The following is a 24,964-nucleotide window of genomic DNA, read 5'->3' as shown; positions in this document are numbered from 1 at the left end:
ATTTCATGATGCGCAAAGCGCTTGTAGCCTCATCATTGCTCGCCCTGCTGCTCGGCGGCTGCGCCAGCAACCCTGCCGACCTGGACGTGAGCGGCACCTGGATCAACCAGATCGCCATCGATGCGGCAGCCAAGGGCGGCCCTTTGCGTGAAGCCCTGCAAAGCTATGGCCCTAACCTCGAATGGGAGGTTAATACCAAGGCCGCGCAGGCGCGCTACTACAACGGTTTTGAAGTAGCCGAAGGCAAGTTGCTGGGTGAGAAATCCGGCGCCTGGAGCGTAGACTTCTACGGCAGCTCAGCCACCGAGCTCAAGCGTAAAGGTGAACAACTGCTGCAATCGGCCAACGACAACGAGCCAGCACAGCTGCTTGCCCGCCCCAAGGACCCCGCGCCGGACGGTGCTCCCATCGGCGCGAACTTTGAGCGTGCGCTTTACGCGGCCTACATGGGCGGCGACTGGAAGATCACCGACGGCTTCGGTAGCGGCGCCATCGTGCAGTTCCAGGCTGACGGCAAGGTTGTCGGCTTGCCTAATGTTGATCGGTACTCGCTGTGCCTGGCCGGTGATTGCGCCTCGATGAGCGGCGGCTATGACAGCATCTGGCTGCAACTCAACGGCCAGGGCAACCCGTGGATTTTTGTGCGCAAGGGCAAGCAGCTGGAAATCTTCCAGGCGATCAATACTGCGGGAGCGGATGAAGTACCTTCGTTTACGCCCGGACCGCGGCAGTGGTTGCTGGAAAAGTAATTAAGCAGCCAAACACAGATTCAAATGTGGGCGCGGCGCACCGCCGCTCCCATATTTTTTAACTGTGTTTCAGCCTTTAAGGATCGCCGCGTAGCCTTCGCGGTAAGTTGGATAGGTCGGCGTCCAACCCAGCGCCTTCGCCCGCGGATTACTGCATCGCTTGCTGCCCGCACGACGCACACTCGCATCCTCGGACCACTCCGTCACACCCAGATACTCGCGCAACCACGCCACCACTTCCGCCAGCGGAGCGGGCGCATCGTCGACGCCGATGTAGATCTCATCCAGCGAGCCACCCTGCTCCACATGCCGCAACAAAAACGCCAACAAGCCCGCCGCATCATCCGCATGAATCCGGTTGCCATATAAAGGCGGATCAATTGCGACACGGTAGCCCTGGCGAACCTGGGTCAGCAGCCATTCGCGGCCTGGTCCATAAATACCGGTCAATCGGACGATGCTGGCCGGAATGCCACTATTGAGCGCCACTTGCTCAGCCTCCAGCATCACTTGCCCGGAATAACCCTTGGCTTGAGTCTCCGACGTTTCGTCGACCCACTCTCCATTCTGCTGCCCATAGACGCTGCTGCTGGAAACAAACAACAAATGTTTCGGCTCCTGACCGTAGTCGCCCAACCACTCCAGTACGTGTTTCAGCCCTTCTACATAAGTGGCGCGATAGCCGGCTTCGTCGTGGTCAGTCGCGGCGGCGCAGTACACCAGGTAATCCACCCCGCCGATCGGCCAGGTGTCAGGGCAATCCTTGTTGAACAGGTCGCCAGCAATGCCTATCACCCCGTCAGGGAGCCGCGAAATATCCCGCCGCAAGCCATGCACCTCCCATCCCGAGGCGAGCAATTGGCTTGCCAGCCGACTACCTACATCGCCACAGCCGGCAATCACAACAGAAGGCGCTGACATCATAAAACTCCGTATTGAAAGGTCTAGGTTAGCCGCCTCGGTGGACCGCCGGCCAGAAAAAGCACAAATAAAGTTACTGTATTACTTTTGTTAACAAGAATTACTTGCAATAATGACCGCCCATTTGTCCTCGGCCCCTTGGGTCTGGAAGGACGATCACTCATTTTTTTTACTCAGGTCCGGCCAGCATGACACGTAATACAACCCCCGCTTCGCCAACCAAGCTTCACAGCCCGTCCCGCGCCTGGCGCGCGATTGCTGCGCTGCTGTTCAGCGTTCTGCTGGCACCGACCGCCGCCTTGGCTGATGCCACCGCGCCAGCTACCCCGCCTGCTGCTGCCGCACCGGCAGCTCCGGCCGCCGCGCCAGCCGCTACCGACCCGGCCCAGGCTGCTGACCCAGCCTCCGCCGACGACACCGGGGTAGCTCTGGAAGAAGACAACACCTTGGGCATGGCCCACGACCTGTCGCCGTGGGGCATGTATCAGAACGCCGACGTCGTGGTGAAAGCCGTCATGATCGGACTGGCCATTGCCTCGATCATCACCTGGACCATCTGGATCGCCAAAGGCCTCGAACTGCTGGGTGCCAAGCGTCGCCTGCGCAGCGAAATCGTCCACCTGAAAAAGGCCACCACCCTTAAGGAAGCGAGCGAAAGCGCGACCAAGAAAGGCACTCTGGCCAACACCCTGGTGCACGACGCGCTGGAAGAAATGCGCCTGTCGGCCAACGCCCGCGAAAAAGAAGGCATCAAGGAACGCGTGGCCTTCCGCCTGGAGCGCCTAGTGGCGGCCTGCGGTCGAAACATGAGCAGCGGCACCGGCGTGCTGGCAACCATCGGCTCGACCGCACCCTTCGTCGGCCTGTTCGGTACCGTGTGGGGCATCATGAACAGCTTCATCGGCATCGCCAAAACCCAAACCACCAACCTTGCCGTCGTTGCCCCCGGCATCGCCGAAGCCCTTCTGGCCACTGCACTGGGCCTGGTTGCCGCGATTCCTGCGGTAGTGATCTACAACGTCTTCGCCCGTTCGATTGCCGGCTACAAGGCCCAGGTATCGGACGCGTCGGCAGAAGTCCTGCTGCTGGTCAGCCGCGACCTCGATCACCTGCCTACCGAGCGCAGCTCGCAACCGCACATGGTGAAAGTGGGGTAATCGGCCATGGGCCTGCATTTGAATCAAGGCGACGACGAACTCGTCGAGAACCACGAAATCAACGTCACGCCGTTTATCGACGTGATGCTGGTGCTGCTGATCATCTTCATGGTGGCCGCACCGTTGGCGACCGTGGATATCAAGGTTGACCTGCCCGCGTCCAGCGCCAAGCCGGCGCCGCGACCGGAAAAACCCATCTTCCTCAGCGTCAAGGCGGACCAACGCTTGTTCCTGGGTGAAGAAGAAGTCAAGACTGAAGCCCTGGGGCCGGTGCTCGACGCCAAAACCCAAGGCAAGAAAGACACGACGATCTTCTTCCAGGCTGACAAAGGCGTGGACTACGGCGACCTGATGAGCGTGATGGATGCCCTGCGGGCAGCCGGCTACCTCAAGGTAGGCCTGGTTGGACTTGAGACGGCAGCCAAGAAATGATCACAACGCGCCACAAACTGACGCGTTATGGCACCAGCCTCGCCGTCGTACTGGGCGTGCATGCCGTCGCGATCGCTATCGCGCTGCATTGGTCAGCGCCGCGTACGGTGCAGTTGCCACCGGCCGCCATGGTCATCGACCTGGCACCGATGCCAGCCCCACCGCCGCCGGCACCGCCCAAGGTGGTCACGCCGCCGCAACCGCCTGCACCGGTCGAAGAGCTGCCCCTGCCGAAAATGGCCGAGGCACCCAAGCCGACGATCCAGGCGCCCAAGCCGGTCAAGCCCAAGCCAAAACCGCAGCCGCCCAAGCCTGTGGAGAAAAAGATCGAGCCACCCAAGGAGAAACCCTCCGAGGAACCGCCGAGCGACGCTCCACCGACTAACACGCCAGCGGAAAAATCGGCCCAGCCCGTGCCTGGCCCGTCGCCGCAACAGGTCGCCGCCAAAGCGTCTTGGGAAGGCGCACTGTTGGCGCACTTGCAGAAGTACAAGAAGTACCCACCAGGTGCCCAGGCTCGTGGCAAAGAAGGCCTGAACCGCCTGAAGTTTGTGGTGGATGCCGAAGGCAACGTGCTGTCCTATGAGTTGGTGGGCCGCTCCGGCAATGCCGACCTGGACCGCGCGACCCTGGACATGATCCGTCGTGCCCAGCCGCTGCCCAAGCCACCAGCCTATATGTTGAAAGGCGGCAGCATCGAGATCGTTGCACCGTTCGTGTACAACATTGAGAAGCGTCGCCGCTGAAGGTTGCAGGAGTCAGCTTGTGTGGGAACGGGCTTGCCTGCGATAGCATCACCTTGGTGCAACTGATAGACCGAGGTGCTTGCATCGCTGGCAAGCCCGCTCCCACATTTGATTTCACTGCCTCAAAAAATCCGTTTTTCAGCTAAATCCTCCGCACTCCCCGCTCAATCCCAACCAAAGTTCTGATAACGTGCGTCTATCGATTGCAGCCGGTATGCTTGGCCCGCAACCTCATGGACGCCCGCTATGACTCTTACAGAATTACGCTACATCGTTACCCTCGCCCAAGAGCAGCACTTCGGCCACGCGGCCGAGCGTTGCCACGTCAGCCAGCCGACGCTGTCGGTGGGCGTGAAAAAGCTTGAAGACGAACTCGGTGTGCTGATTTTCGAGCGCAGCAAGAGCGCCGTGCGCCTCACCCCGGTGGGCGAAGGCATCGTGGCCCAGGCCCAGAAGGTGCTGGAGCAGGCGCAAAGCATTCGCGAACTGGCCCAGGCCGGCAAAAACCAGCTGACCGCACCGCTGAAAGTCGGCGCCATCTACACCGTCGGCCCATACTTGTTTCCGCACCTGATCCCGCAACTGCATCGCGTTGCGCCGCAGATGCCGCTGTATATCGAAGAAAACTTCACCCACGTATTGCGCGACAAACTGCGCAACGGCGAGTTGGACGCGATCATCATCGCCTTACCGTTCAACGAAGCAGACGTACTGACCCTGCCGCTCTACGACGAGCCGTTCTACGTGTTGATGCCCGCCTCCCATCCGTGGACACAAAAAGACACCATCGATGCCGGCCTGCTCAACGACAAGAGCCTGCTGCTGCTCGGCGAAGGCCACTGCTTCCGCGACCAGGTGCTGGAAGCCTGCCCGACCCTGACCAAGGGCAACGACGGTGCCAAGCACACCACCGTGGAATCCAGTTCCCTGGAAACCATTCGCCACATGGTCGCTTCCGGCCTGGGCATTTCAATCCTGCCGCTGTCGGCGGTGGACAGCCATCACTACGCCCCCGGCGTCATCGCAGTGCGCCCACTGACGCCGCCGGTGCCGTTCCGCACCGTGGCGATCGCCTGGCGCGCCAGCTTCCCACGGCCCAAAGCGATTGAGATCCTCGCCGACTCGATCCGCCTGTGTTCGGTGGCCAAGCCGCCTGCCGCGAGCTGAGCAACGATATGACGGAGCTGTCGCAGGTGTCGGTGACGGCACTCAAGGGTGTCGGCGAGGCCATGGCCGAGAAGCTGGCCAAGGTCGGCCTGGAGAACCTCCAGGACGTGCTGTTTCACCTGCCCCTGCGCTACCAGGATCGTACCCGTGTGGTGCCCATCGGCCATCTGCGCCCTGGGCAGGATGCGGTGGTCGAAGGCACCGTCAGCGGCGCCGACGTGGTGATGGGCAAGCGCCGTAGCCTGGTCGTGCGCCTGCAGGACGGTACCGGTGGCCTGAGCCTGCGCTTCTACCATTTCAGCAATGCGCAGAAGGAAGGCCTCAAACGCGGCACCCGCGTGCGTTGCTATGGCGAAGCGCGGCCCGGCGCGTCGGGCCTGGAGATCTACCACCCGGAATACCGCGCCATCACGGGCGACGAACCGCCGCCGGTCGACACTACACTTACCCCGATCTACCCGCTCACCGAGGGCTTGACCCAGCAGCGCCTGCGCCAACTGTGCATGCAGACCCTGGCGATGCTTGGCCCGAAGAGCCTGCCCGACTGGCTGCCCCTGGAGCTGGCCCGCGACTATCAACTGGCGCCGCTGGACGATGCGATTCGCTACCTGCATCACCCGCCCGCCGACGCCGATGTCGATGAACTGGCGCTGGGTCATCACTGGGCCCAGCACCGCTTGGCCTTTGAAGAACTGCTGACCCACCAACTGTCCCAGCAACGCCTGCGCGAGAGCATGCGTTCCCTGCGCGCGCCGGCGATGCCCAAGGCAACGCGTTTGCCGGCCCAATACCTGGCCAACCTCGGCTTCGCGCCGACCGGTGCCCAGCAGCGCGTCGGCAATGAAATCGCCTACGACCTCAGCCAGAAAGAGCCAATGCTGCGGCTGATCCAGGGCGACGTGGGCGCGGGCAAGACCGTGGTCGCCGCCCTCGCTGCCTTGCAAGCCCTGGAAGCCGGTTACCAGGTGGCGCTGATGGCACCCACCGAGATTCTCGCCGAGCAACACTTCATCACCTTCAAGCGCTGGCTCGAACCGCTGGGCCTGGAAGTCGCGTGGCTGGCAGGCAAGCTCAAGGGCAAGGTGCGTGCCGCCGCGCTGGAGCAAATCGCCGGTGGCGCACCGATGGTGGTGGGCACCCACGCACTGTTCCAGGAGGAAGTGAAGTTCAAGAACCTCGCCCTGGTGATCATTGACGAACAGCACCGCTTCGGCGTGCAACAGCGCCTGGCCCTGCGCCAGAAAGGCGTGGGTGGCCGGATGAACCCGCACCAGTTGATCATGACCGCGACGCCGATCCCGCGCACCCTGGCCATGAGCGCCTACGCCGACCTCGACACTTCGATCCTCGACGAATTGCCGCCCGGCCGTACCCCGGTCAACACGGTGCTGGTCACCGACACCCGCCGTGTCGAAGTGATCGAGCGCGTACGCGGTGCCTGTGCCGAAGGCCGCCAGGCCTACTGGGTGTGCACGCTGATCGAAGAGTCCGAAGAGCTGACCTGCCAGGCCGCCGAGACCACCTTTGAAGACCTCACCAGCGCCCTGGGTGAGCTCAAGGTCGGGCTGATCCACGGGCGCATGAAGCCTGCGGAAAAGGCCGCGGTGATGGCCGAATTCAAGGCCGGCAACCTGCAACTGCTGGTGGCCACTACCGTGATCGAGGTGGGGGTGGACGTGCCCAATGCCAGCCTGATGATCATCGAAAACCCCGAGCGCCTGGGCTTGGCGCAACTGCACCAGTTACGCGGTCGTGTCGGCCGGGGCAGCGCCGCCAGCCATTGCGTGCTGCTGTACCATCCGCCGCTGTCACAGATCGGGCGCCAGCGCCTGGGCATCATGCGCGAAACCAACGACGGTTTTATCATCGCCGAAAAGGATCTCGAACTGCGCGGCCCCGGCGAAATGCTCGGCACCCGCCAAACCGGCCTGCTGCAATTCAAGGTCGCCGACCTGATGCGCGACGCCGATTTGCTTCCCGCCGTGCGCGATGCGGCGCAAGCGTTGATGGAGCGCTGGCCGGAACATGTCAGCCCGTTGCTGGATCGCTGGTTACGCCATGGGCAGCAATACGGTCAGGTCTGAAGACCGTGTAGGCGCTGGCTTGCCGGCGATGGCGCCTGCAGGAACAACAGCCCCCCATAGCCAACCGCGTCACAAACCACAGTTAGTCGACCAACATATGTATCAAGCTGGTTATACTTCGTTGAATGTAAGAAATTGGATCAGGCCATGTCAGAAGTTGCCCTCGCCACAGCCCCACTGACCGCCCCGCCGGTCATTCGGGCTCTGCTCGCAAAACTCGCCATCCCCTACACGGAAGTCAGCGATCTACCGGGCCTGAACCCTGCGCAAAAAGTCCAGGCCGTATTGCTGGAAGACGCGGTGGGCGCTCTGATGGTGCTGTTCCCGCAGAACCAGCTGCTCGACCTCAACCGCCTCACCGAACTCACGGGTCGCCGACTTACGGCCGTATCGCCGGATCGCGTCGCGCGCATGCTGGGCAAGCACAGCTTGAGCCTGCTGCCGGGCCTGCCGGCACTCACCAGTTCGCCGTGCCTATACGAAGGCAGCCTGCTCAACGAGCCGAGCCTGCTGGTGCATTCGGGCGAAGCTGGGCTGTTGCTGGAGATCTCCAGCGACGCCTTCAAGACCATGCTCACCAAGGCCAGCGCCGGCCACTTCGGCGAGCCGCTGAGCAACATCCGCCCCAACCTTGACCGCCCGAATGATGACCGTGAGGAAATCACCCAGGCCATGCAGGCGTTCACCGCGCGCCGCATCCAGCAGCGCCTGGAAGCGACCATCGAGATTCCACCGCTGGCCGACACTGCGCAGAAGATTATCAAGCTGCGTGTCGACCCCAACGCCACCATCGATGACATCACCGGCGTAGTGGAGACCGACCCGGCCCTGGCCGCGCAAGTCGTGAGCTGGGCCGCGTCGCCCTACTACGCGTCGCCGGGCAAGATCCGCTCCGTTGAGGACGCCATCGTGCGCGTGCTCGGCTTTGACCTGGTGATCAGCCTGGCGCTGGGCCTGGCTCTGGGCAAGACCTTGAGCCTGCCCAAGGACAACCCGCACCAAGCCACGCCGTACTGGCATCAGTCGATCTACACCGCCGCCGTAATCGAGGGTCTGACCCGCGCCATGCCGCGCGCCCAGCGCCCGGAAGCCGGCCTGACCTACCTCGCCGGCCTGCTGCACAACTTCGGTTACCTGCTGCTGGCCCACGTGTTCCCGCCGCACTTCTCGCTGATCTGCCGTCACTTGGAGGTCAACCCGCACCTGTGCCACAGCTATGTAGAGCAACACCTGCTGGGCATCAGCCGCGAGCAGATCGGTGCCTGGCTGATGCGCTACTGGGACATGCCGGATGAGTTATCCACCGCGCTGCGCTTCCAGCACGACCCGACTTATGACGGGCAATACGCTGAGTATCCGAACCTGGTGTGTTTGGCCGTGCGCTTGTTGCGCAGCCGAGGGATTGGTTCCGGGCCGGATGAGACGATTCCGGATGCGCTGCTTGAGCGCTTGGGGCTGACGCGGGACAAGGCTGAAGAGGTGGTCGGCAAAGTGCTGGATGCCGAGGTGTTGTTGCGTGAGTTGGCGTCGCAATTCAGTCAGGCTTAACAGCAGCTGCAAGCTTCAACAAGTAGTCAGCTTCAAGCTTGCAGCTTATGGCTCATCGCTTGGAGCTGCGCTTACGCCCCAAATACTTGGTCAACCCCTGGAACCAGATCACCAGCGCCGGGTTACCCTTGATCTGGATCGACTTGTCTTGAATCCCCGTCATGAACGCCAGTTGCTTGTTCTTCGCCTGCATCGTGGCGAAGCCGTAGGCGGCATCTTTAAAGGCAATGGCAAACGCCGGCGCAGGGTGAACACCTGAGCGGCTGGTGATGCGCTGGTCTTTGACGATGAAGTGACGGGCAACCTTGCCGTCGAGGGTCTGCAGCTGGAAAGCCAGGTCTTTATCACCCAGCTGCTGCTGGAAGGCAGGATTGGTGCGGCTGGCTTTGCCCATCATCAGGCCCAGCACCCACAGCAGAAGACGAAATTTCATGCACACGGCCTCGGTGTAATTATTGAGTGGCCGCAGCAGTTTAACGATTTGCTAAGAGAACGCCACCGATCTTGCGCATTAGCGGAAGATCGGCTGGCGTTTGACGCTTATAGCAGCATGTTACTTAAACGTTTGGGCAAGGTACCGGGGCCCAGTCGGCCAGGTTTGGATCGCGGCAGGCGCCTTCCATCTGAGCCTTGCCAGCGCTGGCGACCTGCTTGCTTTCAGCTTGCTTGGCCTGAACGGCCTGGATGCTCTTCTCGGTGGTGACCGCTTCTTTAGGCACGACCGGCAATTTCTTCTTCTTCGCGACTTTTGGCGAACTCTTGCCTTTCTGGGCCGGAACGACCAGCGGCGCCACGTCGGCTTGGGCCACGGTGACTACGTCATTACGCTGCACGCCTACTTGCTGCAGGTCTTTCTCGTAGGCCTGGGTGTAATTGTTCAGGTCTTCGCTGGCTTTGCCGTTGACCGCGACGATCAGGTCATTGGACTCCTTCAGGCCCGAAACGATTTCCGCCAGGCGCTTGCGGCCTTCAGTCTCGTTGACGGTCTTGGCCTTGCGGTCGGCCACCAGCTTGGTGAATGCGCCCTGGTAGCACTGCTGCGAGGCTTTGGCATAGGCAGTGCTGCGGTCGATGTCGGACGCGCTTTTGTTGAAGTCGGTGGAGTAGGAAGCAATGCGTTGATTGTCATCGCTGATCTGCTTCTGACGCTCGGTGTAGTAACCCGCCGCGCCGCCAGCCAAGGCGCCGCCCGCAGCGCCAATCGCGGCGTTGCGGCCGCGCTTTTCCTTGTCGCCAGTGAAAGCCCCCAGCAGTGCACCGCCGGCCGCGCCGATGGCCGCGCCAGTGACGACCGACTTGGTCATGTCCGAATCAGTCGCGCGCAGGTGTTGCACCGGCTCGTAGCAGTTCGGGTAGTACTCGACCTTGGTGCTCGACGCGACCTTGGAGGCCGGCGACGTGGCACAACCGGTCAGCACTGTGCTGAAGCCGGCCGCGATCAGCAGCAAGTGACGTTTGGAAACCGCCTTACGGGAAAAAAACATAGATGTGTTCTCTTTTAAGTTTGAATTGCCCAGCACGGCCCACCGCCGCCTGAGTCCCTTCCAAGCTCGCCATACAGCCAGCGATCATCGCTGACCGCTCGCTGCGAGCAGTTCCTTCAAGATCGTTGCCGGGTCGGCCCGCTGTTGCTTGCGGTAGTTGCCAACATGACGAACGAACAGTGTTGCGCGCGTCACCAGGCTCTTGCCGAGCACAGGCTTGCGATCCAACTCTTCCTTGATCCGTTGAAACTGCGCCTGGATCACCGCATCGGTATAGCGCGTGCCGGTGGCCAGGTTGTCGATGTAGATCGCCACTGCGCCATCCAGCGCGCTGCGGCCGTTGGCAATCGCTATGTCAAACAGCTGCGCGCTGGCCTCGTCTTTGTTGTCGGTAGCCTGCTGGCGACTCTTCTGCAGATTGGCCAAGCGAATGTTGTAGTTGCTGATGGTTTCGGCCACCAACGCGGCGGACTGAATCAGGTTGCCCGCCGCTTCTTCGCGTTGCTGGGCGATCAGCGAGACGTTGCGCTTAAGCTCTTCGTTGACCAGCCCAAGCTCGGCTTGCAGCTTGGGATCGACGCTGGCAGCGATGATACTGTCCAGGCGTTTGGTCGGCTCCTGGGCGTCGTCGATGGCGTCAGTCAACGAAGCCAGGCGACCCTCCTTTTGCCACTGCGCGAACAGTTCCTTGTAGCGCGAACGCGGCGCCGCCAAGGCGCCAATCGCCACGCGGAAACCGGTGGTCTCGTTGCTTTGCTCGGTGCCGTCGGCCGCAAACAACGGGTACTCGCGGCGCATGCCGGTGAACAACGTGCCCTCGCCTTCCAAATAGTTGCCGCCCTTGACCACAAAGCCGCCGTAGGTGCCCTGACGGCGCCCGGCATGCACCAGCTGGAAGGATTCCTGGACCATTTCCGCCGCATTGCCGATCACGTCGAACAGGCCAATCGGGTTAGGCAATTTGGTGCCGATGGGCATCAGGCGTGCGGCCTGGCCAGTGCCGCCGGCGACCTGGTTGAACACGGCGTAATTGCCGAGCGGGCCGTCGCTTTCGCTGCCTTCGACACGGCGCGGAAACAGGCGCCCTTCAAGGTCCTGACGGCTCACGGCTTGGCCACCGCGCGCGGCGTATTCCCATTCCACTTCGGTGGGCAGGCGCACAAAGCCCAGCCCGCCATCCTCCGCTGACGAACCGCGCCCACTGACCGGCAGTAACTCGCGGTGGTATTTCATCAGCCAGGCGCTGTACACCGCCGAGAAGCGCTCGGCTTCAAAGCGCGACAGCTTCACCTTGGGCAAACGCCCGGCCATGCCGGTGGGCGCATCGCACGCAGGCGCCGGTTCGCCACTGGCCAGTGACTGCGCCTGGGCCATCACTTGGGCGTATTGGCGTGCAGTCACTTCGTACTTGCCGATGAAGTACAGCATGGGCTTGAGCGGGGTCTTGGCGTCAGTCTTCGGCATCAACGGCGCGATGACTTTGTTCCACCCTTTGGGCAAATCCTTGAGGGTGAACTGGCCGTTGATGAAGTCGCGGCGGTAACCGGAAATAAACGATTGCTTATAGCCCGCCTCGCCTTCGGCAAAGGGGTAGCCGAGGCTGATTTCGCGATCGTCCAGGGTGCCTTGAGCCAGCACATAGGCGTAGCGGAACACCATGTTGCCTTCACACGGTAGCGGCAGGCTCACGTCATCCGGCAACGGCTTGGGGTTGTCGAGTTTGTCACTCGCTTCATCAGCCCAGGCCATCGAGGCCAGGCTCAGCGCCACGGCGGCGCCCAGTAACTTATACATCTCTGATTCCTTCAGAAGCCTGGATACGCGCCACTCGCCAACCGCCACAAACCGCCGCCACGGCGCTTACGCCGAGCACAGCAGCCAGGGCCAGGCCGTAATGACGCGCCAGCAGGTGGCTGGCGTATTCGCCCGGCACCTGCACGAATAGTTGATTCAAAGCGGCCTCGGCCAGGCCATACAACCCGGCACTGAGCGCAGCAGCAAAACCTGCGCTGTACAGCGCCTGCACCACCACAAACACCAACAGCCCGCCCGTGGAGAACCCCAACAGGCGCAACACTGATAACTCTCGACGCTTGCGCGCCACGGCGGCCAACGCTGCGGCAAAGATCGCCGCAAACGCGCCCGCCAACGCCAGCCCGCAGATCACCCAGAATATGATCGACAGGTTGCGGCTTAACGACTGCACTTGCGCAATGGTCTGTGCCTGGGTCGACACCAACACATTCTGCCTCGCGAAATACACCCGCAGCGGCTCCACATCGGTGAGGTTGCGGGCATACAGGCGAAACGCGGGATACACGCGCTGTGCGCTCACACCCACCTCATCACCGGCCCAACCCAACCTCGGCACTGCACGACCATCGCGGTAATCTTCAACGGCTTCCAGCAAACTCAATTCAACAAACAAACCGTCACGGGCAAAGGCTTCCAGCGGCAATACCGCCAACACCTGCAAGCGCGTGCGCTGGGCTTCTACGCGTCCCGCCACTTGCCGTGCAAAGCGGGTCTCCAGCCAATCGCCAGGCCGCGCAGCGAGCTTCTCAGCCGCGGTGTGGCTCAGCACGATCTGATCCAGGCCCTTTGGCAACGGCAGACCGCCCAACAACGGATCACCCGCCGCGGTCGGCAGCATTTCCAGGCTCAGCTCGCCCACTTGCGCCGTCGCTGCAATCTGCCGCGTACGCGGCACGGCAAACGCCACGTCACTGCGCTGACTGAGTTGCTCGATAAATGCACTGCTGAATCGACCACCGCCCAACGGAATAATTTCGCGGGTGGCGGGGTCGGTCTGCAAACGTTCGGTCAAACTGCTAACCAGTCCAAATTTCAGGCCGAATAACACCAGCAACGGCGCGATCACCGCCACCAGCGCCAGCACCGAACAGGCCGACAGCCACGCATCGTTGCGGTAATCCTGCCAGGCCAGCGACGCCACCAGGCCGATGCGCATCAGCACGCCTCCCCAAGGGTGGCGGTGACGCCGCCGTCGGTCTCGCGACGGCAACTGATACGCCGCACCTGCAAGCCACTGGCGCGCGCCAAGGGTTCGTCATGGGTGGCAATCACACACGCTGAGCGATGTTCGCGAGCCTGGGCCAGCAACGCCTGCATCACGCGCTCGGCATTCAAGGGGTCGAGGGACGCCGTCGGCTCGTCCGCCAACACCAGTTGCGGTGCATGCGCCAGCGCACGGGCACAGCTGACGCGCTGGCGTTGGCCCACGGAGAGCGCCGCCGGTTTCTTGGCCAACTGGTCGCCGATTTCCAGCTGCTCGGCCAGACGCACCACGCTGCCGTCATCCTTCAACCCCAGCAGTTGCCGCGACAAGGCGATATTGCCGCGCACATCGAGAAAGCCCAGCAGGCCGCCGGTTTGCAGCACATAGCCCAAATGCTGACTACGCAGTGCGGCCAGCGTGGATTGCTGATCGCTGCGCCACAGCCCACGGATATCGTGCTGATTGAATTCAAACTGCCCGGCCTGATCCGGCGCCAACACCAGCGCCAACAGGTCCAGCAAAGTGCTTTTGCCACAGCCACTGGGCCCGACAATCGCCAATTGCTCGCCCGCACGCAGCGCCAGCGCCGGAATCACCAGGCTATAGCGCTGGCTACCGACGCCCCGGCTCTTGTGCACCGCGCTCAGGTTAAGCATCACGGTAGCGTCGACAACGGCACGCGGTACAACGCATCACCCGGTTCGGCATCACCGAAACGGACCCAGTTGGCCAGGTCATTGTGGAAGGTCTCGTAGAGGCGGATTTTCGAATCCAGCTCGTCGATAAAGTCTTCCTGCTCGGCCACGCTCAACGACAACCACAGGTCCTGGGTCATGCTCAGCGACTTGCTGCGGTACGGCAGGCCTTCGAGGTATTCGCCGAGGACGCCGCCGTCGGCCAGGTTGCCGCCCTTGCGCAAGGCTTGCGGGTCGCGGCTCATGTAAGCCGAGGCGCTGGCGATTTCCTGGAAGAAATCCTTGGGTGAGGTCTGGGTCTTGCGCGCCGCATCCACGATCAGTTTCAGCGACTGCTGCAGGTCGTTGAGCTGTAATTTAGTCAGCATCACGCACACCTGGAACGCCGGCAGCGCCGGGTTGGTAAGGTCGCGGTCGGCGGTCCATGCGCTGACCAGTTGCGGCGCCTGGCTTGCGGTCTTACGACCGAGAAAGTCCATGTGCATGGCATAGCCGACCGCTGCGGATTTGTCTGCCAGGGTTGGCGCAGAACTCAGCAACGGCACCGGCTGCGGCGTGTTGCTGCGCACCTGATGCACCAGGTTGGCGAACACCGTACCGATCTCGTCGACGCGCTCGCCCAACTTGCGCACGTCGCCACCCGGCACCGGCGTGTAAAGGTCGCCAATCTGCGGGTTGGCGTCGGCGGTGAGGATGCGGTACTGGCTTTCGGCGCCGGCGTGGGTTTTCTTGCCGGCGTCGGTGCGCAGGTGCAGGGCGTAGATCTTGATCTGCTTGCCCAGCGCGGCCTGGCGCACTTCCGCCTCGTTCATCTGGGTGGCGGCAAACGGGTCGTTCTTGCGCAGCGCACCAGCATCGGTGACCAGCAGGATAATGCGCCCGCCGTAACCGGACCAATCCATGCCGTCCACCGCCTGCATCACCCCGGCGAACGCGTCTTCGTTGAAGGAATGGCTGGACACGGTGGAAGCCTTGACCTGGCGCGCCATGTCGAGGAAGCGTTGCGGATCGCGCCCCTGGTCGAGGCTGATCAGCGTCTTGGCGACGTATTCCAGGCCAGGGGTTTTCTTGACGCTGCTGCGAAAACCCACCATGCCAAAACTGACACTGTCCAACTCGCCGCGCTCGCCGATGCGGGTTTGCAGTTCGTGCACCACATCGCGGATCTGGTCGATGTAGGGCTGCATCGACACGGTGGTGTCGACCACCAATACAACGGCCGTGCGGAAGGCGTCGGCATTCGCCTTGATCACAGGCGTGGCCGGTTTAACCGCGCTGGTGCCTGGGTCGATGGAGGCCACATTGAGCAACTGCACCAGCTGGCCGTTTTCGTCAAAGCTCTCTTTGGAGTCGAAGATCGGCAACAGGTAGAACTGGTTCTGCGGCACGGCGCTGGCAGTCGGTTCCAGCGCAAGGATTTGGCTATTGTCTTCGCTGTTTTTCTGCGCCTTGGCCAGCACGCCTTTGGCGGCGGCCGGGTCAGCCAAGAGCTTTTCGACTTCACTGGATTGACGCAGGAACATCACCGGTGCCCGGCCCGAGCGCTCGGTAAATTTCAGCACCAGGCTCTGCTTCCAGTCGCTGACCTGCGCGGCCGGCAACCATCCATCGCTGCGCCCATCGGTGGCCGCGCCGACGCGTACCCACGGGCTGCCGTCGATGTCTTTGCGCTGGTAAACGTAGAGTACGGAGAACGCCGGCAGCGCCTTTCCTGGCGCGCTGCCTGCGTGCGCCGAAAGCTTCGCACCGGGCTTGCTGAGCACGCGCTGGAACAGGGTCTTCTTACCCGCCATCAACAGCGGGCGCTGACCGCCATCCACTTCAGCGACTGGAGGTGGCGGTTGCGTCACCTTGGGCACCACCGCAGCAGGCGGTTTGGCCGGCTCATCGCTGCCGCTCAACCACCAATAACTGGCGCCACCAATGGCCAATGCAACCGCTACCGCAACAGCGGCCAGGGCCAACACCGGCCCACGGTGTTGCTCGGACACGGCCTTGTGTTGCGTCGGGGTCACCACAGGTTGGCGTACCACGGGTTGCGGCTGTGGTTTATCGGTCGGAATATCGATGGTGACCGGGGTCATACCCCCCAGATCAAAGCTCAGCGGGATCGGCAGCGGCCGCACCAGCGTGGCTTCCGGTGAATCCGCCGGCAGTTCGTCCAGCGCCAGCAACAGCGCGTCCGCATCCGGGAAGCGTTCCGCCGGGTCCTTGGCCAACAGCTTGCGCAGCACACCCTGATAACGGCCATGGTGCACCGGCAACTCCGGCAACGGCTCGGTCAGGTGTGCCAGTGCCGTAGAGAGCGCGTCGGGGCCGCTGTAAGGCAACTTGCCGACGAGGATTTCATACAGCACCACGCCCAGCGCATACAGGTCGGCGCGGCCGTCGATCTCCTGGCCCCGCGCCTGTTCCGGGCTCATATAGCTCGGCGTGCCCACGGCAAAACCGGCCTGGGTAAATTGAGTGCGGTCATCCAAAAACTTGGCGATACCGAAGTCGGACAGCACTGCCGTGCCATCGGCGCGAAACAGAATGTTCGCCGGCTTCACATCGCGGTGCACCAGGCCTTGAGCGTGGGCATAGCCCAGCGCCGAAGCGATCTGGCGGATCAGCGTCACGCCCTGCTCCGGCGTCAGGCCTGCGGCAATGCGCTCCTTGAGCGTGCCATTGGGCAGGTATTCCATCGCCATGTAATACAGCTCACCGACATTGCCGATGTCATGGATGGTCACGGTGTGCGGGTGCGACAAGCGCGCCAGGGTCTTGCCCTCGCGCAGGAAACGCTCGCAAAAGCTCGGGTCGGCGGCCAGCGCCGCCGCCATCACCTTCAACGCCACCTTGCGCTCCAGCGAACGCTGGGTCGCCAGGTACACGCTGGCCATGGCGCCTTCGCCGATCTCGCCTTCGATGTCATAACCCGGGATGACGATGTTCATGACGATACCTTCACGACGATGGCGGTGATGTTGTCCGGCGCGCCCCGGCTAAGCCCGAGGTGCACCAGGCTGCGCACGATTTCATCCGGCGTGTCATGGCTGAGGACTTCGCGGATTTCATGGTCTTCGACGGTCTTGTTCAGCCCATCGCTGCACAGCAGGTAGCTGTCGCCGGGGGCAATCAGCAGGTCAACCGCTGCCAGCTCCAGCTGGGCTTCCACACCCACCGCGCGGGTGACGATGTTGGCGCGCGGATGCGTGCGCGCATCGGCTTCGCTGAGCAAGCCGCTGTCTTGCAGGTCCTGCACGTAGCTGTGGTCGCGGGAAATGCCTTCAAGCACGCCGTCACGCAGGCGATACAAGCGGCTGTCACCGGCCCACAGGCACACGCCGCGCAAGCCTCGCGCCGCCAGCAACACCACAGTGCTGCCCATCATGGTCACGCCCCGGTTGGCGGTTTCTTCGCGCACGGCCGCGTTGATGCGGATCAGGTCATTGCGCAAGGCCGCGCAATATTCTTCAAGGGAACGGCCCAGCGCCACACCGCGCAGGCTGTCGATGATCAGGCTGCTGACATAATCCCCCGCCGCATGCCCGCCCATGCCGTCGGCAACTACCCAAAGGCGGTTTTCCAGCAGGTCCAGGCAGGCGTCTTCGTTGACCTGGCGGACCATGCCCACATGGCTTTTGCTCGCGGATTTGTACGTCGCGCCCATCTACACCACACCTTCTTGTCCGAGCAAAAACTGCGAAAAATCGCCAGCGGCAGGCAGGCCCTGACACCGCAATAAACCAGGGGAAATCCGTTGCGAACCACGGCCCCACCACAAACTCGCGCCTTCACAGGCCTGTTCGGCGAGTGCGGTCATGCGCCCATGGGGCACGGTAGCGCTCACGCGCTGCAGGCCGGCGAAGCGGCTGTCCACTGCGCGCGGCTCAGTCGCCGGCAAGCCCAGGGTGTCGAGACCGTCATTGAAACGCTCAAAGGTGGCGCCGGCATCCAGGGTACTGAGCAACAGCTCTTCGGCCTGCTCGAACCAAGTGTCCGGCCCGCCCACGAGGGACGCTGGATTGGTGTCGTGATCAAGCAGCGCCACCACTGCCAGCGGGAAATACCGCCCGACCCGGTCAATGCTCGGCATCACCACACCCGCCGCCGCATCCGGCCCGCATACGCCCGGCGCCAATACAAAACGCCACAACGGGCTGACCAGGTACACATTGAGCCAATCACCGCCGAGGCTGCTCTGGCTGGCGAGCAAGCCTGCCGCCAGCCAGCTGTCCCACGGGCCGATAAAACTCTGGGGCAAGGCGCGGCTGACAAAGTCGCCGCGGCTGGCCAACTTGCCGTAGAAACCCAGCGTCGTCATAGCCGCTCCGGCAGGCTGAAGCCGCTGAGCACGCGGCTCTTGAACGGGTTGAAGGCGCTGTTGGCGCGCAACTCATAGGCGATGCTCGCGCCGTCGACCCGCAGGCGCAGGTTGAAACGGTCGGGCGAATTACCGGCGGTGAGGTCCGATTGCTGCAGCAAACGGAACCACGCCCATGGCCCGTCGAGGGTCACACCGGAGCGGCCACTGGCCGACGGCGGCATGATGGAAATACGCACCACACCAATGCTACCGGGGTTCGGCCATTGCATCGCAACCGGGCGGCTTGGGCCGTGGTCGTAGCTCAATTGCTGGCCGTCGAGGTCGAGCAGGAACTGGGTGATGGTCGGGTCCATCGACACGGGCTTGAGTTCGAAACGCACGACGGGCTGCGTGCCCCCCGATCTGAAGAACGCATCACGAATGGTCGCCGCACGTTGGAAGGTTTGCAGCACGCCCGGTGCAATCCCGAGTTTCTGCGCCGCGCCCGGCTGCCAGCGCCAGGTTTGCGTGGAGGTGTCGACGTAAGGCTGCAAGTATTTGCGGAAGTAGTTATCCATCACCCCGCCCACGCCGAAAAATTGGCCGAAGTCGTCCAAGGTGGCATCGCGGGCGCTGCCCGGCGACATCGGATAACGCCCAGCCAGGGACTGGCGATACACGTTGACCACTTCGCTGACCCACGCCGCGTTCAGCTGGTTACGCACCCCGCCCATCATGCTGTTGGTGGTGGAATTGACCACCGACTTGACCATGCCCTGCACCAGCGGCGGCTGGCGCTCGGCATTCAGGCTGACCCGCGTGGCCGCCGCCGCCGCCTGGTTCTTCGCCTCGCCCAGCAAGGCATCGCCGCTGGCGCCGACCATGGCGCTGACCTGCACATACAGCACGTTCATGTCAGTGAGCAGGCCGTCGATGGCCGCCGGTTCGCCTTCACTCTTGCTGACGATGCTGTTGAGTTCGGCAAAGTGCGCGGTCACTGGATCATCCGTAGCGGCGGGCGCATGGGTGGTCGGTTGTTCCTGGCCGAGCAGGCTACCCAGGCGTTCCTTGAGCTTGTCGACACCGCCTTCCACTGGCACGCCTTTGGCGGCCAACTGGCGTTCTTCGGCTTGCAGGTCGGTTTCCTTGGCGACCGCCACCAGCAGTTTTTTCAGCGGCGAGGTCGGGCCGGATATCACCCGCAATACGTCGGCCGCCTGGGCCACGCTGGTGATCGGCACAAAGTCGATGTCCGCCAGCAAGGCATCCCACTGGCGCTGGTAGTCCTGGAAATACAGGCGACGCACGTCAGCGGCGAGGCTCACTACGTTCTGCTGGTCGGCCTGCTCATGGCCCAGCACCCATTGCTCTTCGGCGAGGGTGCCGGTCTGGTTCAGGCTGCTCAGCAGGAACGCCTGGCGATAGCCTTTGGCGGTAAAGAACCCACTCAGCGGTTCGCCCAACGGCATGCCGCTTTTACGGCTGAACACCAGCGCCGCGTCACGGCCGGCGGCTTCGTTGATACGAAAATCCGGAATGCCTTCGGGCAGTTTCTGGCGTTTGACCCTGTCGTAGACGCGCTGGGCCACCGGCAGTTGTTGCAACTGGCGGCGCAGGTCATCAATCAAGCGTGGGTCAAGGCGCGCACTCGGCGGATGGCGCTCGAACAACGCCTGCAGGTGCCCGGCCAAGGCCTGGCGCTGATCGGCCGGCAGGTCGCGCGGCAGGTTGCGGTCCCAGTCAAGAGCGATCCAGGCTTTGATGAAGTCCGGGTCGTAATGCTCTGTGTCGGCGAGCATCAAATAGGCCTTGAGGCCTTCGTAGAGGAAGTCGGAACTACCGCCACCGTGCAGTTGTTCTTCAATACGCGTCACCAAGCGTGGTGCAAACACGGCGATCAACAGCTTGCGATAGACGCTGGCGGATTCGGCTTCGAGCATATCGCCCTGATACAGCCCCAGCCCTTCGGACCAGCTTGGCGAGTCGCCTGCCAGGTTCTTCACGGCGTTGAGCAACGGCAGCACGGCGAGCACTTCGCGCTGCGCCGGGCTCAGGTTCTGGACGGTCTGGCCCAGCGGCGCGACCTTTTGGTCAACCTGGGCGATATAAGCCTGGTTGGCGCGATAACTCACCCACCACAGGCTGCTGACCACCACTACCAACGCAACCGTGGCGGCGAGGACACCACGGGCAATCCACTTGCGCCGCCGCTCGACCTTGGGGTTCACCCCCACCAGGCCACGCTCGGCAAACGCAACGGCGGTGAAGAGTTTTTCGATGAAGTAACTGCGCCCGGTGCCGCTCTGGCGTGCCAGGTGCTGACGGTCCAGGTTCATGCTCTGGGCCATCGCGCCGATCAAGCGATCAATCGGGCTGCCTTCCTGGGTACCACTGGTGAAATACACACCGCGCAGCAACACACGCTCCTCAAAGGCATTGGGCTTGAACACGCCTTCGAGGAAGCTCTGCAGGCAATCCTTCAACGCGCCGAACTGCTGCGGGAAACCGTAGATCAGGTCGCGCCGCGCCGGGTCACGTTCCTGCTGCAGGCGTTCGACCAGGCGTTCGTTGAGGCGCTGTTCCAGGCCGGCGAATTCGCTCTGCAGGTGCGCCAGCGGGCTGTCACTGTTCTTGCCATCGTCCAGTGCAAAGGTCATGCCCCACACCTGGGCGCGGTCTTCCTTGCTCAGGTTGTCGAAGAACTCCATGAAGCCCGGCACCAGGTCGAGCTTGGTGAGCATCAGGTAGATCGGGAAACGTACGCCCAGTTGGGTGTACAGCTCCTGGATACGCAGGCGGATGGCCGCAGCGTGGGCGGCACGTTCCGCATCGGTGCCCAGTAGCAAGTCCGACAGGCTGATGGCGATAAAAGCGCCATCGATAGGCCGACGCGAGCGCTGCTTTTTCAGCAGGTCGAGGAAGCCCAGCCACGCAGCTTTATCCACCGTGGAGTTGCTGTCCTGGGTGGTGTAGCGCCCAGCGGTGTCGAGCAACACGGCCTGGTCGGTAAACCACCAGTCGCAGTTACGCGTACCGCCCACACCACGCACGGCACCGGCGCCCAACTGCGCGGCCAATGGGAAATGCAGCCCGGAATTGACCAGCGCGGTGGTCTTGCCCGACCCCGGTGGGCCGATGATCACGTACCACGGCAGCTCGTAAAGATTGCGACGCTCATCGCCACCGAGCTTGGCCTTTTTCAGCAGCGTCAGCGCTTCGTCCATGCGCTGGCGCAAGGTGGTGAGTTCTTCGGCCGTGGCGACGCTGTTGGGGTCGGCCGGGGTTTCGGCGGCCAGGCTGCGCATCACTTCGGCGGCCTGGCGGCGGGCCTGGATGATGCGGAACATGCGGTAGGCGATCCACACCGCAAACACCAGGATGATCAGCGCCCAACGGCGCCCTTCCGGCACCAGCACGTCGAGCAACGGCCCGACAAACCAGATGATCAAACTCAGGGCGATCAGGCCCAGCACGGGGATCACCCAGCGAATCATGAAACTGAAAAACGCCTTCACTCGACGCCCTCCGCCAATACGGTTATTTCAACCCGACGATTACGGGCGCGGCCTTCGGCTGTAGCGTTGGTGGCTACCGGCTCGGTGTCGCTTCGGCCTTCGGCGCTGAAGCGATCCGACTGGCCGGTCTTGGCCGCGAGGATCTCCAGCACTGACTTGGCCCGTGCCTCGGACAACGCCCAGTTGGACGGAAAGCGCAGCGTGGCAATCGGGCGGTTGTCGCTGTGCCCGGTGACGCGCACCTGGCCCTTGACCTTGCGGATGGCGTCGGCGATGCGCAGCATCAGCGGCTGGTAGTCATCCACGATGCTCGAGCTGGCGGATGCAAACAGTTCATCACCACGGATGGTCACCACAGAACGGTCGACGGCATCTTCAACGGCAACGCGGCCGGCCTTGATGTCCTCCACCAGGAAGCCAGCCAGGCGCGGGCGTTCGATCACCTTCGGCTGTGCCACCGGACGGTCGATGGCCTGCACCGGAATTTCGCCCAGTGCATGGATATTCTTGAACACCGGCTCGGCATCCGAAGCGAGCTTGAGGCGCAGGCCAAACAGCAACGCCAGCAACAACGCGACGCCGATGGCCACGGCGATCCACGGCGGCATGAATTGCGCCAGGCGATCCCGCGCCACGGTCACGCCGCGCCAGTGCGGCGACAGCTCGCGCTCATGTTCGCCGCGCGCGCTGCGGATAGCGGCGGCCGTGCGTTCGCGCAGGGTTTCCAAATGGCTGCGACCGTCGTTCATCACGCGGTAGCGGCCTTCGAAACCCAGGCACATGCACAGGTATAACAGCTCCAGCAGATACAGGCGTTCCCGCGGGCTTTGCAGGCAGTGATCAAGCAACTGGAAGACTTTTTCCCCGCCCCAGGCTTCTTTATGCACGGTGATCAACAGGCTTTGCTTGCCCCAATCACTGGTGCTGCCCCAAGGCGTGCTCAACACCGCTTCATCAAGGGCGGTGCACAGCGCGTAACGCGCCAACAGCACTTCATTGCGGGCGATGCCGGCCGCTTCTGCGCGCTCTTCGAACTGGCGCAGGTAGGCCAGCAACTGCGCGCGCAGGCTGGCCGGCGCCGGGTGGGCGATGGTGTTGCGCAGGCGCGTCAGCAAGGCGAGCAACGGGCCGGCGGCACTTTCCAGCGGGTTGAGGCCCTGGCTCTTGCCAGTGAGCATCGGCGCGGCCGGCATCGCCAGCGGCGAGGGTTCAGCACGCACAGGTTCCGGCGCGCGGCCACCGGGGCGCGGCATGAACTGGGTGCGGTCATCATCATTGGGATGCATCGCGGATTATCCTCGGATCGCCCAGAAGGCCAGGTTCAAGCCCGGGAACTGCCCGGCGATGTGGAAAGCGAAACCGCCGGAATTACTCAGTTGTTGCCAATGCTCGCTGCCACGATCCAGCTCGTAATACGTCGAGCCTGCGTGGTACGGCAGTTGGCGAGGCGCCACCGGCAACGGCAGCAGGCCAATGCCCGGCAGTTGCAGGTTGACCATGTCGCGGATGTGTTCCACCGAACCGACTTTGCTCTGCTGGCCGAAGCGCGCGCGCAGGGTTTCGCCGGGCACATCGGCGCGCACCACAAGAATGAAGCTGGCGCTGTCGATCAGGGTTTTGTCGGCCAGCATCGCCACGTGGATGCCATAGGCTTTCTCCACAATCGGGATCGGCGTGGCTTTGCTGTCGATCAGCATCGACAGCGCTTCACGCAGCGCGGCCATCACCGGGGCGAAGCTCAGCACCAGGTCGTCGTGCTGGTAGTGCGGGTATTCCTGAGGGCGGCGGCCCGAGGTCGAGAACGTCGAAAACTCGCCGGCCAGGCTCACCAATTCACTGAAGAAGCGTTCAGGGTGCAGCGGGCTCAACTGGCTCAAATGCTGGATCAGCGGTTGGGCACGGTTGACCAATTGCAGCAGCATGAAATCGGCAATCTCCGACGCACCACCCGCGCCCGAGGCAACTACGCGGCCGGCCAAGGCTTCGCCGCGCTGGTGCAGCAGGCCGAGCAGTTCGCTGCGAAACGCCGTCAGCGGCTTGCTTGCGGCCACGTCCAGTACGGGCGGGATGTAGGTGTCGTCGAGCACCAGCGCGCGGTCGGCGCGTTTTTCCTTAATGCGCACCAGGCCGATAGCGGCGTAATCGCTGATGCCATCCTGGGCGGTCAACAGGCGCAGGGCGCGAGAGCCGACGGCCACTGGCGCACGGTTTTCAAAGGGGGCGTTGTCGTCACGTACTTCACGCACCTGGCTCACATAACGCGCGGCTTCCAGGGCCTCGCCTTCGTCCACGGTATCGCGGGCGCCCGCGCGCTTGAGCGGCAAGGCCAGGTACACCAGGCCGTCGCGCAGGTTGTCGTCAATATTCAGCGGGCTTGGCGCGAGGTCATCATGGGGAATGTTGAAGGGCGTACCGTCGGGCAACAGGCCGCGCGCAGAGACGATTGCCAGCTTGCCCTGGGCCAGCAGGCCCTGGTCGATCAGCAACTCGGAAAAACCCCAGGCGCCCGCGGACAACGGGCGGCTGCGGGCGTCGATCAGGTTTTCCAGGTAACGGTCATGCTGTTGGAAGTGCTGCGTTCCGATGAACATGCCTTCCGACCAGACCACGCGATTGTTCCAGGACATGGGAGCTCCGATTGCTTCTTATTGGGCAGGGCTGGATGGTGAGACCACGAGGTCGGCGCGCACGGCGCGTACATCGAGGCTGATCTGGTATTCGGTGTATTGGCGCGCGGGCACTTTGATCACTGTGCGCCATTGCGCGCGGTCCAACTCTCGATAGCCCACCAACAGCCCGATCTGGCGCGTGGACGGGTCGAGGTCGCGCTGAATGCTCAGTTGCTCGCCGGGCTGCACCGTCACTTCGTCCTGGTCCAACAGGTCCAGGCCGAGGGTGGATTGCGCGCGGTCAGCCAAGGCGAAGTAATCGGCGCGTGCAAAGGTGGCGGCGTTTTTCAGCTCGAAAATACGCACCCGCACCGGAGCAGCCTGGCCGCTGGCGCCGGGGTTAAGCCCGTTGATCGCGTGGAAGTGCAGCTCGACAGCAGCTGTATCGGCCTCTGCTTCTGCCACCGCTTCGGGTTTCGCGGCGTCTTTGGCACACGCCGTCAGCAGTAGCACGGTGGCGACTGCGAGTAAAAACCTGGGAATCATC

The 24,964-nt window shown here is 63.0% G+C and carries 20 protein-coding genes; 7 read left to right on the top strand and 13 right to left on the bottom strand.

Translation table 11 applies throughout. From position 1 onward, the window contains the following. The first annotated feature begins 8 nt into the window (after positions 1–8). Entirely contained in the window at positions 9–749 is a 741-nt protein-coding gene (locus tag AACY52_RS13935) for a hypothetical protein (RefSeq protein ID WP_339415085.1), read from the top strand. 69 nt (positions 750–818) lie between these two features. On the opposite strand, the gene AACY52_RS13930 is transcribed toward AACY52_RS13935, so the two are convergent. Continuing rightward, positions 819–1,670: an SDR family oxidoreductase gene (locus AACY52_RS13930; RefSeq protein WP_339415084.1), complete on the bottom strand. Its 852-nt coding sequence runs from the start codon at positions 1,668–1,670 to the stop codon at positions 819–821. A gap of 188 nt (positions 1,671–1,858) precedes the next feature. Between AACY52_RS13930 and exbB the strand changes: the two genes are divergently transcribed. From exbB to AACY52_RS13900, 6 genes are all read left to right on the top strand, one after another. Next, positions 1,859–2,827 carry a tonB-system energizer ExbB gene (gene exbB / locus AACY52_RS13925; RefSeq protein WP_339415083.1) on the top strand — a complete coding sequence of 323 codons (969 nt, stop codon included), beginning with the start codon at positions 1,859–1,861 and terminating at the stop codon, positions 2,825–2,827. Positions 2,828–2,833: 6 nt separating this feature from the next. After that, positions 2,834–3,259: a TonB system transport protein ExbD gene (gene exbD / locus AACY52_RS13920; RefSeq protein WP_339415082.1), complete on the top strand. Its 426-nt coding sequence runs from the start codon at positions 2,834–2,836 to the stop codon at positions 3,257–3,259. Further along, on the top strand, positions 3,256–4,005 hold the full coding sequence (locus AACY52_RS13915) for an energy transducer TonB (RefSeq protein WP_339415081.1): 750 nt from the start codon (positions 3,256–3,258) through the stop codon (positions 4,003–4,005). Before exbD ends, AACY52_RS13915 begins: the two co-directional genes overlap by 4 nt. A gap of 246 nt (positions 4,006–4,251) precedes the next feature. Continuing rightward, positions 4,252–5,172 carry a hydrogen peroxide-inducible genes activator gene (locus AACY52_RS13910; protein ID WP_003213305.1) on the top strand — a complete coding sequence of 307 codons (921 nt, stop codon included), beginning with the start codon at positions 4,252–4,254 and terminating at the stop codon, positions 5,170–5,172. An 8-nt stretch (positions 5,173–5,180) separates the two neighbouring features. Continuing rightward, positions 5,181–7,256 (top strand): ATP-dependent DNA helicase RecG, encoded by a 2,076-nt coding sequence (recG, locus tag AACY52_RS13905; protein ID WP_339415080.1) that lies wholly within the window; start codon positions 5,181–5,183, stop codon positions 7,254–7,256. Between the two features lie 147 nt (positions 7,257–7,403). Continuing rightward, positions 7,404–8,804 carry an HDOD domain-containing protein gene (locus AACY52_RS13900; protein ID WP_339415079.1) on the top strand — a complete coding sequence of 467 codons (1,401 nt, stop codon included), beginning with the start codon at positions 7,404–7,406 and terminating at the stop codon, positions 8,802–8,804. Positions 8,805–8,856: 52 nt separating this feature from the next. On the opposite strand, the gene AACY52_RS13895 is transcribed toward AACY52_RS13900, so the two are convergent. From AACY52_RS13895 to tssJ, 12 genes are all read right to left on the bottom strand, one after another. Continuing rightward, positions 8,857–9,237 (bottom strand): helicase, encoded by a 381-nt coding sequence (locus tag AACY52_RS13895; RefSeq protein WP_065948786.1) that lies wholly within the window; start codon positions 9,235–9,237, stop codon positions 8,857–8,859. A gap of 124 nt (positions 9,238–9,361) precedes the next feature. Next, on the bottom strand, positions 9,362–10,288 hold the full coding sequence (gene tagQ, locus AACY52_RS13890) for a type VI secretion system-associated lipoprotein TagQ (protein ID WP_339415078.1): 927 nt from the start codon (positions 10,286–10,288) through the stop codon (positions 9,362–9,364). An 84-nt stretch (positions 10,289–10,372) separates the two neighbouring features. After that, positions 10,373–12,082: an SUMF1/EgtB/PvdO family nonheme iron enzyme gene (locus AACY52_RS13885; protein ID WP_339415077.1), complete on the bottom strand. Its 1,710-nt coding sequence runs from the start codon at positions 12,080–12,082 to the stop codon at positions 10,373–10,375. Continuing rightward, positions 12,075–13,259, bottom strand: a complete 1,185-nt coding sequence (locus AACY52_RS13880; RefSeq protein ID WP_339415076.1) for an ABC transporter permease — start codon at positions 13,257–13,259, stop codon at positions 12,075–12,077. Before AACY52_RS13880 ends, AACY52_RS13885 begins: the two co-directional genes overlap by 8 nt. Then, a complete protein-coding gene (locus tag AACY52_RS13875) occupies positions 13,259–13,963 on the bottom strand; it encodes an ABC transporter ATP-binding protein (protein ID WP_339428315.1) in 705 nt (234 codons plus the stop codon). Before AACY52_RS13875 ends, AACY52_RS13880 begins: the two co-directional genes overlap by 1 nt. Beyond that, on the bottom strand, positions 13,963–16,941 hold the full coding sequence (locus AACY52_RS13870) for a serine/threonine-protein kinase (RefSeq protein ID WP_339560558.1): 2,979 nt from the start codon (positions 16,939–16,941) through the stop codon (positions 13,963–13,965). Before AACY52_RS13870 ends, AACY52_RS13875 begins: the two co-directional genes overlap by 1 nt. Further along, on the bottom strand, positions 16,938–17,657 hold the full coding sequence (locus AACY52_RS13865; protein WP_339415074.1) for a protein phosphatase 2C domain-containing protein: 720 nt from the start codon (positions 17,655–17,657) through the stop codon (positions 16,938–16,940). Before AACY52_RS13865 ends, AACY52_RS13870 begins: the two co-directional genes overlap by 4 nt. Beyond that, positions 17,658–18,311, bottom strand: a complete 654-nt coding sequence (tagF, locus tag AACY52_RS13860; protein WP_339560557.1) for a type VI secretion system-associated protein TagF — start codon at positions 18,309–18,311, stop codon at positions 17,658–17,660. Then, positions 18,308–21,808: a type VI secretion system membrane subunit TssM gene (tssM, locus tag AACY52_RS13855; RefSeq protein WP_339560556.1), complete on the bottom strand. Its 3,501-nt coding sequence runs from the start codon at positions 21,806–21,808 to the stop codon at positions 18,308–18,310. The genes tagF and tssM overlap by 4 nt, the downstream gene beginning before the upstream one ends. After that, positions 21,805–23,094, bottom strand: a complete 1,290-nt coding sequence (locus AACY52_RS13850) for a DotU family type VI secretion system protein (protein ID WP_339415071.1) — start codon at positions 23,092–23,094, stop codon at positions 21,805–21,807. The genes tssM and AACY52_RS13850 overlap by 4 nt, the downstream gene beginning before the upstream one ends. Positions 23,095–23,100: 6 nt before the next feature. After that, the gene (tssK, locus tag AACY52_RS13845) at positions 23,101–24,435 is read right to left on the bottom strand and encodes a type VI secretion system baseplate subunit TssK (protein ID WP_339436645.1); all 1,335 of its coding nucleotides are present in this window, start codon (positions 24,433–24,435) and stop codon (positions 23,101–23,103) included. A gap of 18 nt (positions 24,436–24,453) precedes the next feature. Next, on the bottom strand, positions 24,454–24,963 hold the full coding sequence (gene tssJ, locus AACY52_RS13840) for a type VI secretion system lipoprotein TssJ (RefSeq protein WP_339415069.1): 510 nt from the start codon (positions 24,961–24,963) through the stop codon (positions 24,454–24,456). Position 24,964 lies beyond the last annotated feature (1 nt).

The sequence above is a fragment of the Pseudomonas sp. EA_65y_Pfl1_P113 genome (assembly GCF_963970525.1).
GTDB lineage: Bacteria > Pseudomonadota > Gammaproteobacteria > Pseudomonadales > Pseudomonadaceae > Aquipseudomonas > Aquipseudomonas tritici.
The sequence above is the reverse complement of the archived record's forward strand: the minus strand, read 5'-3'. Positions and strand labels throughout refer to the sequence as shown.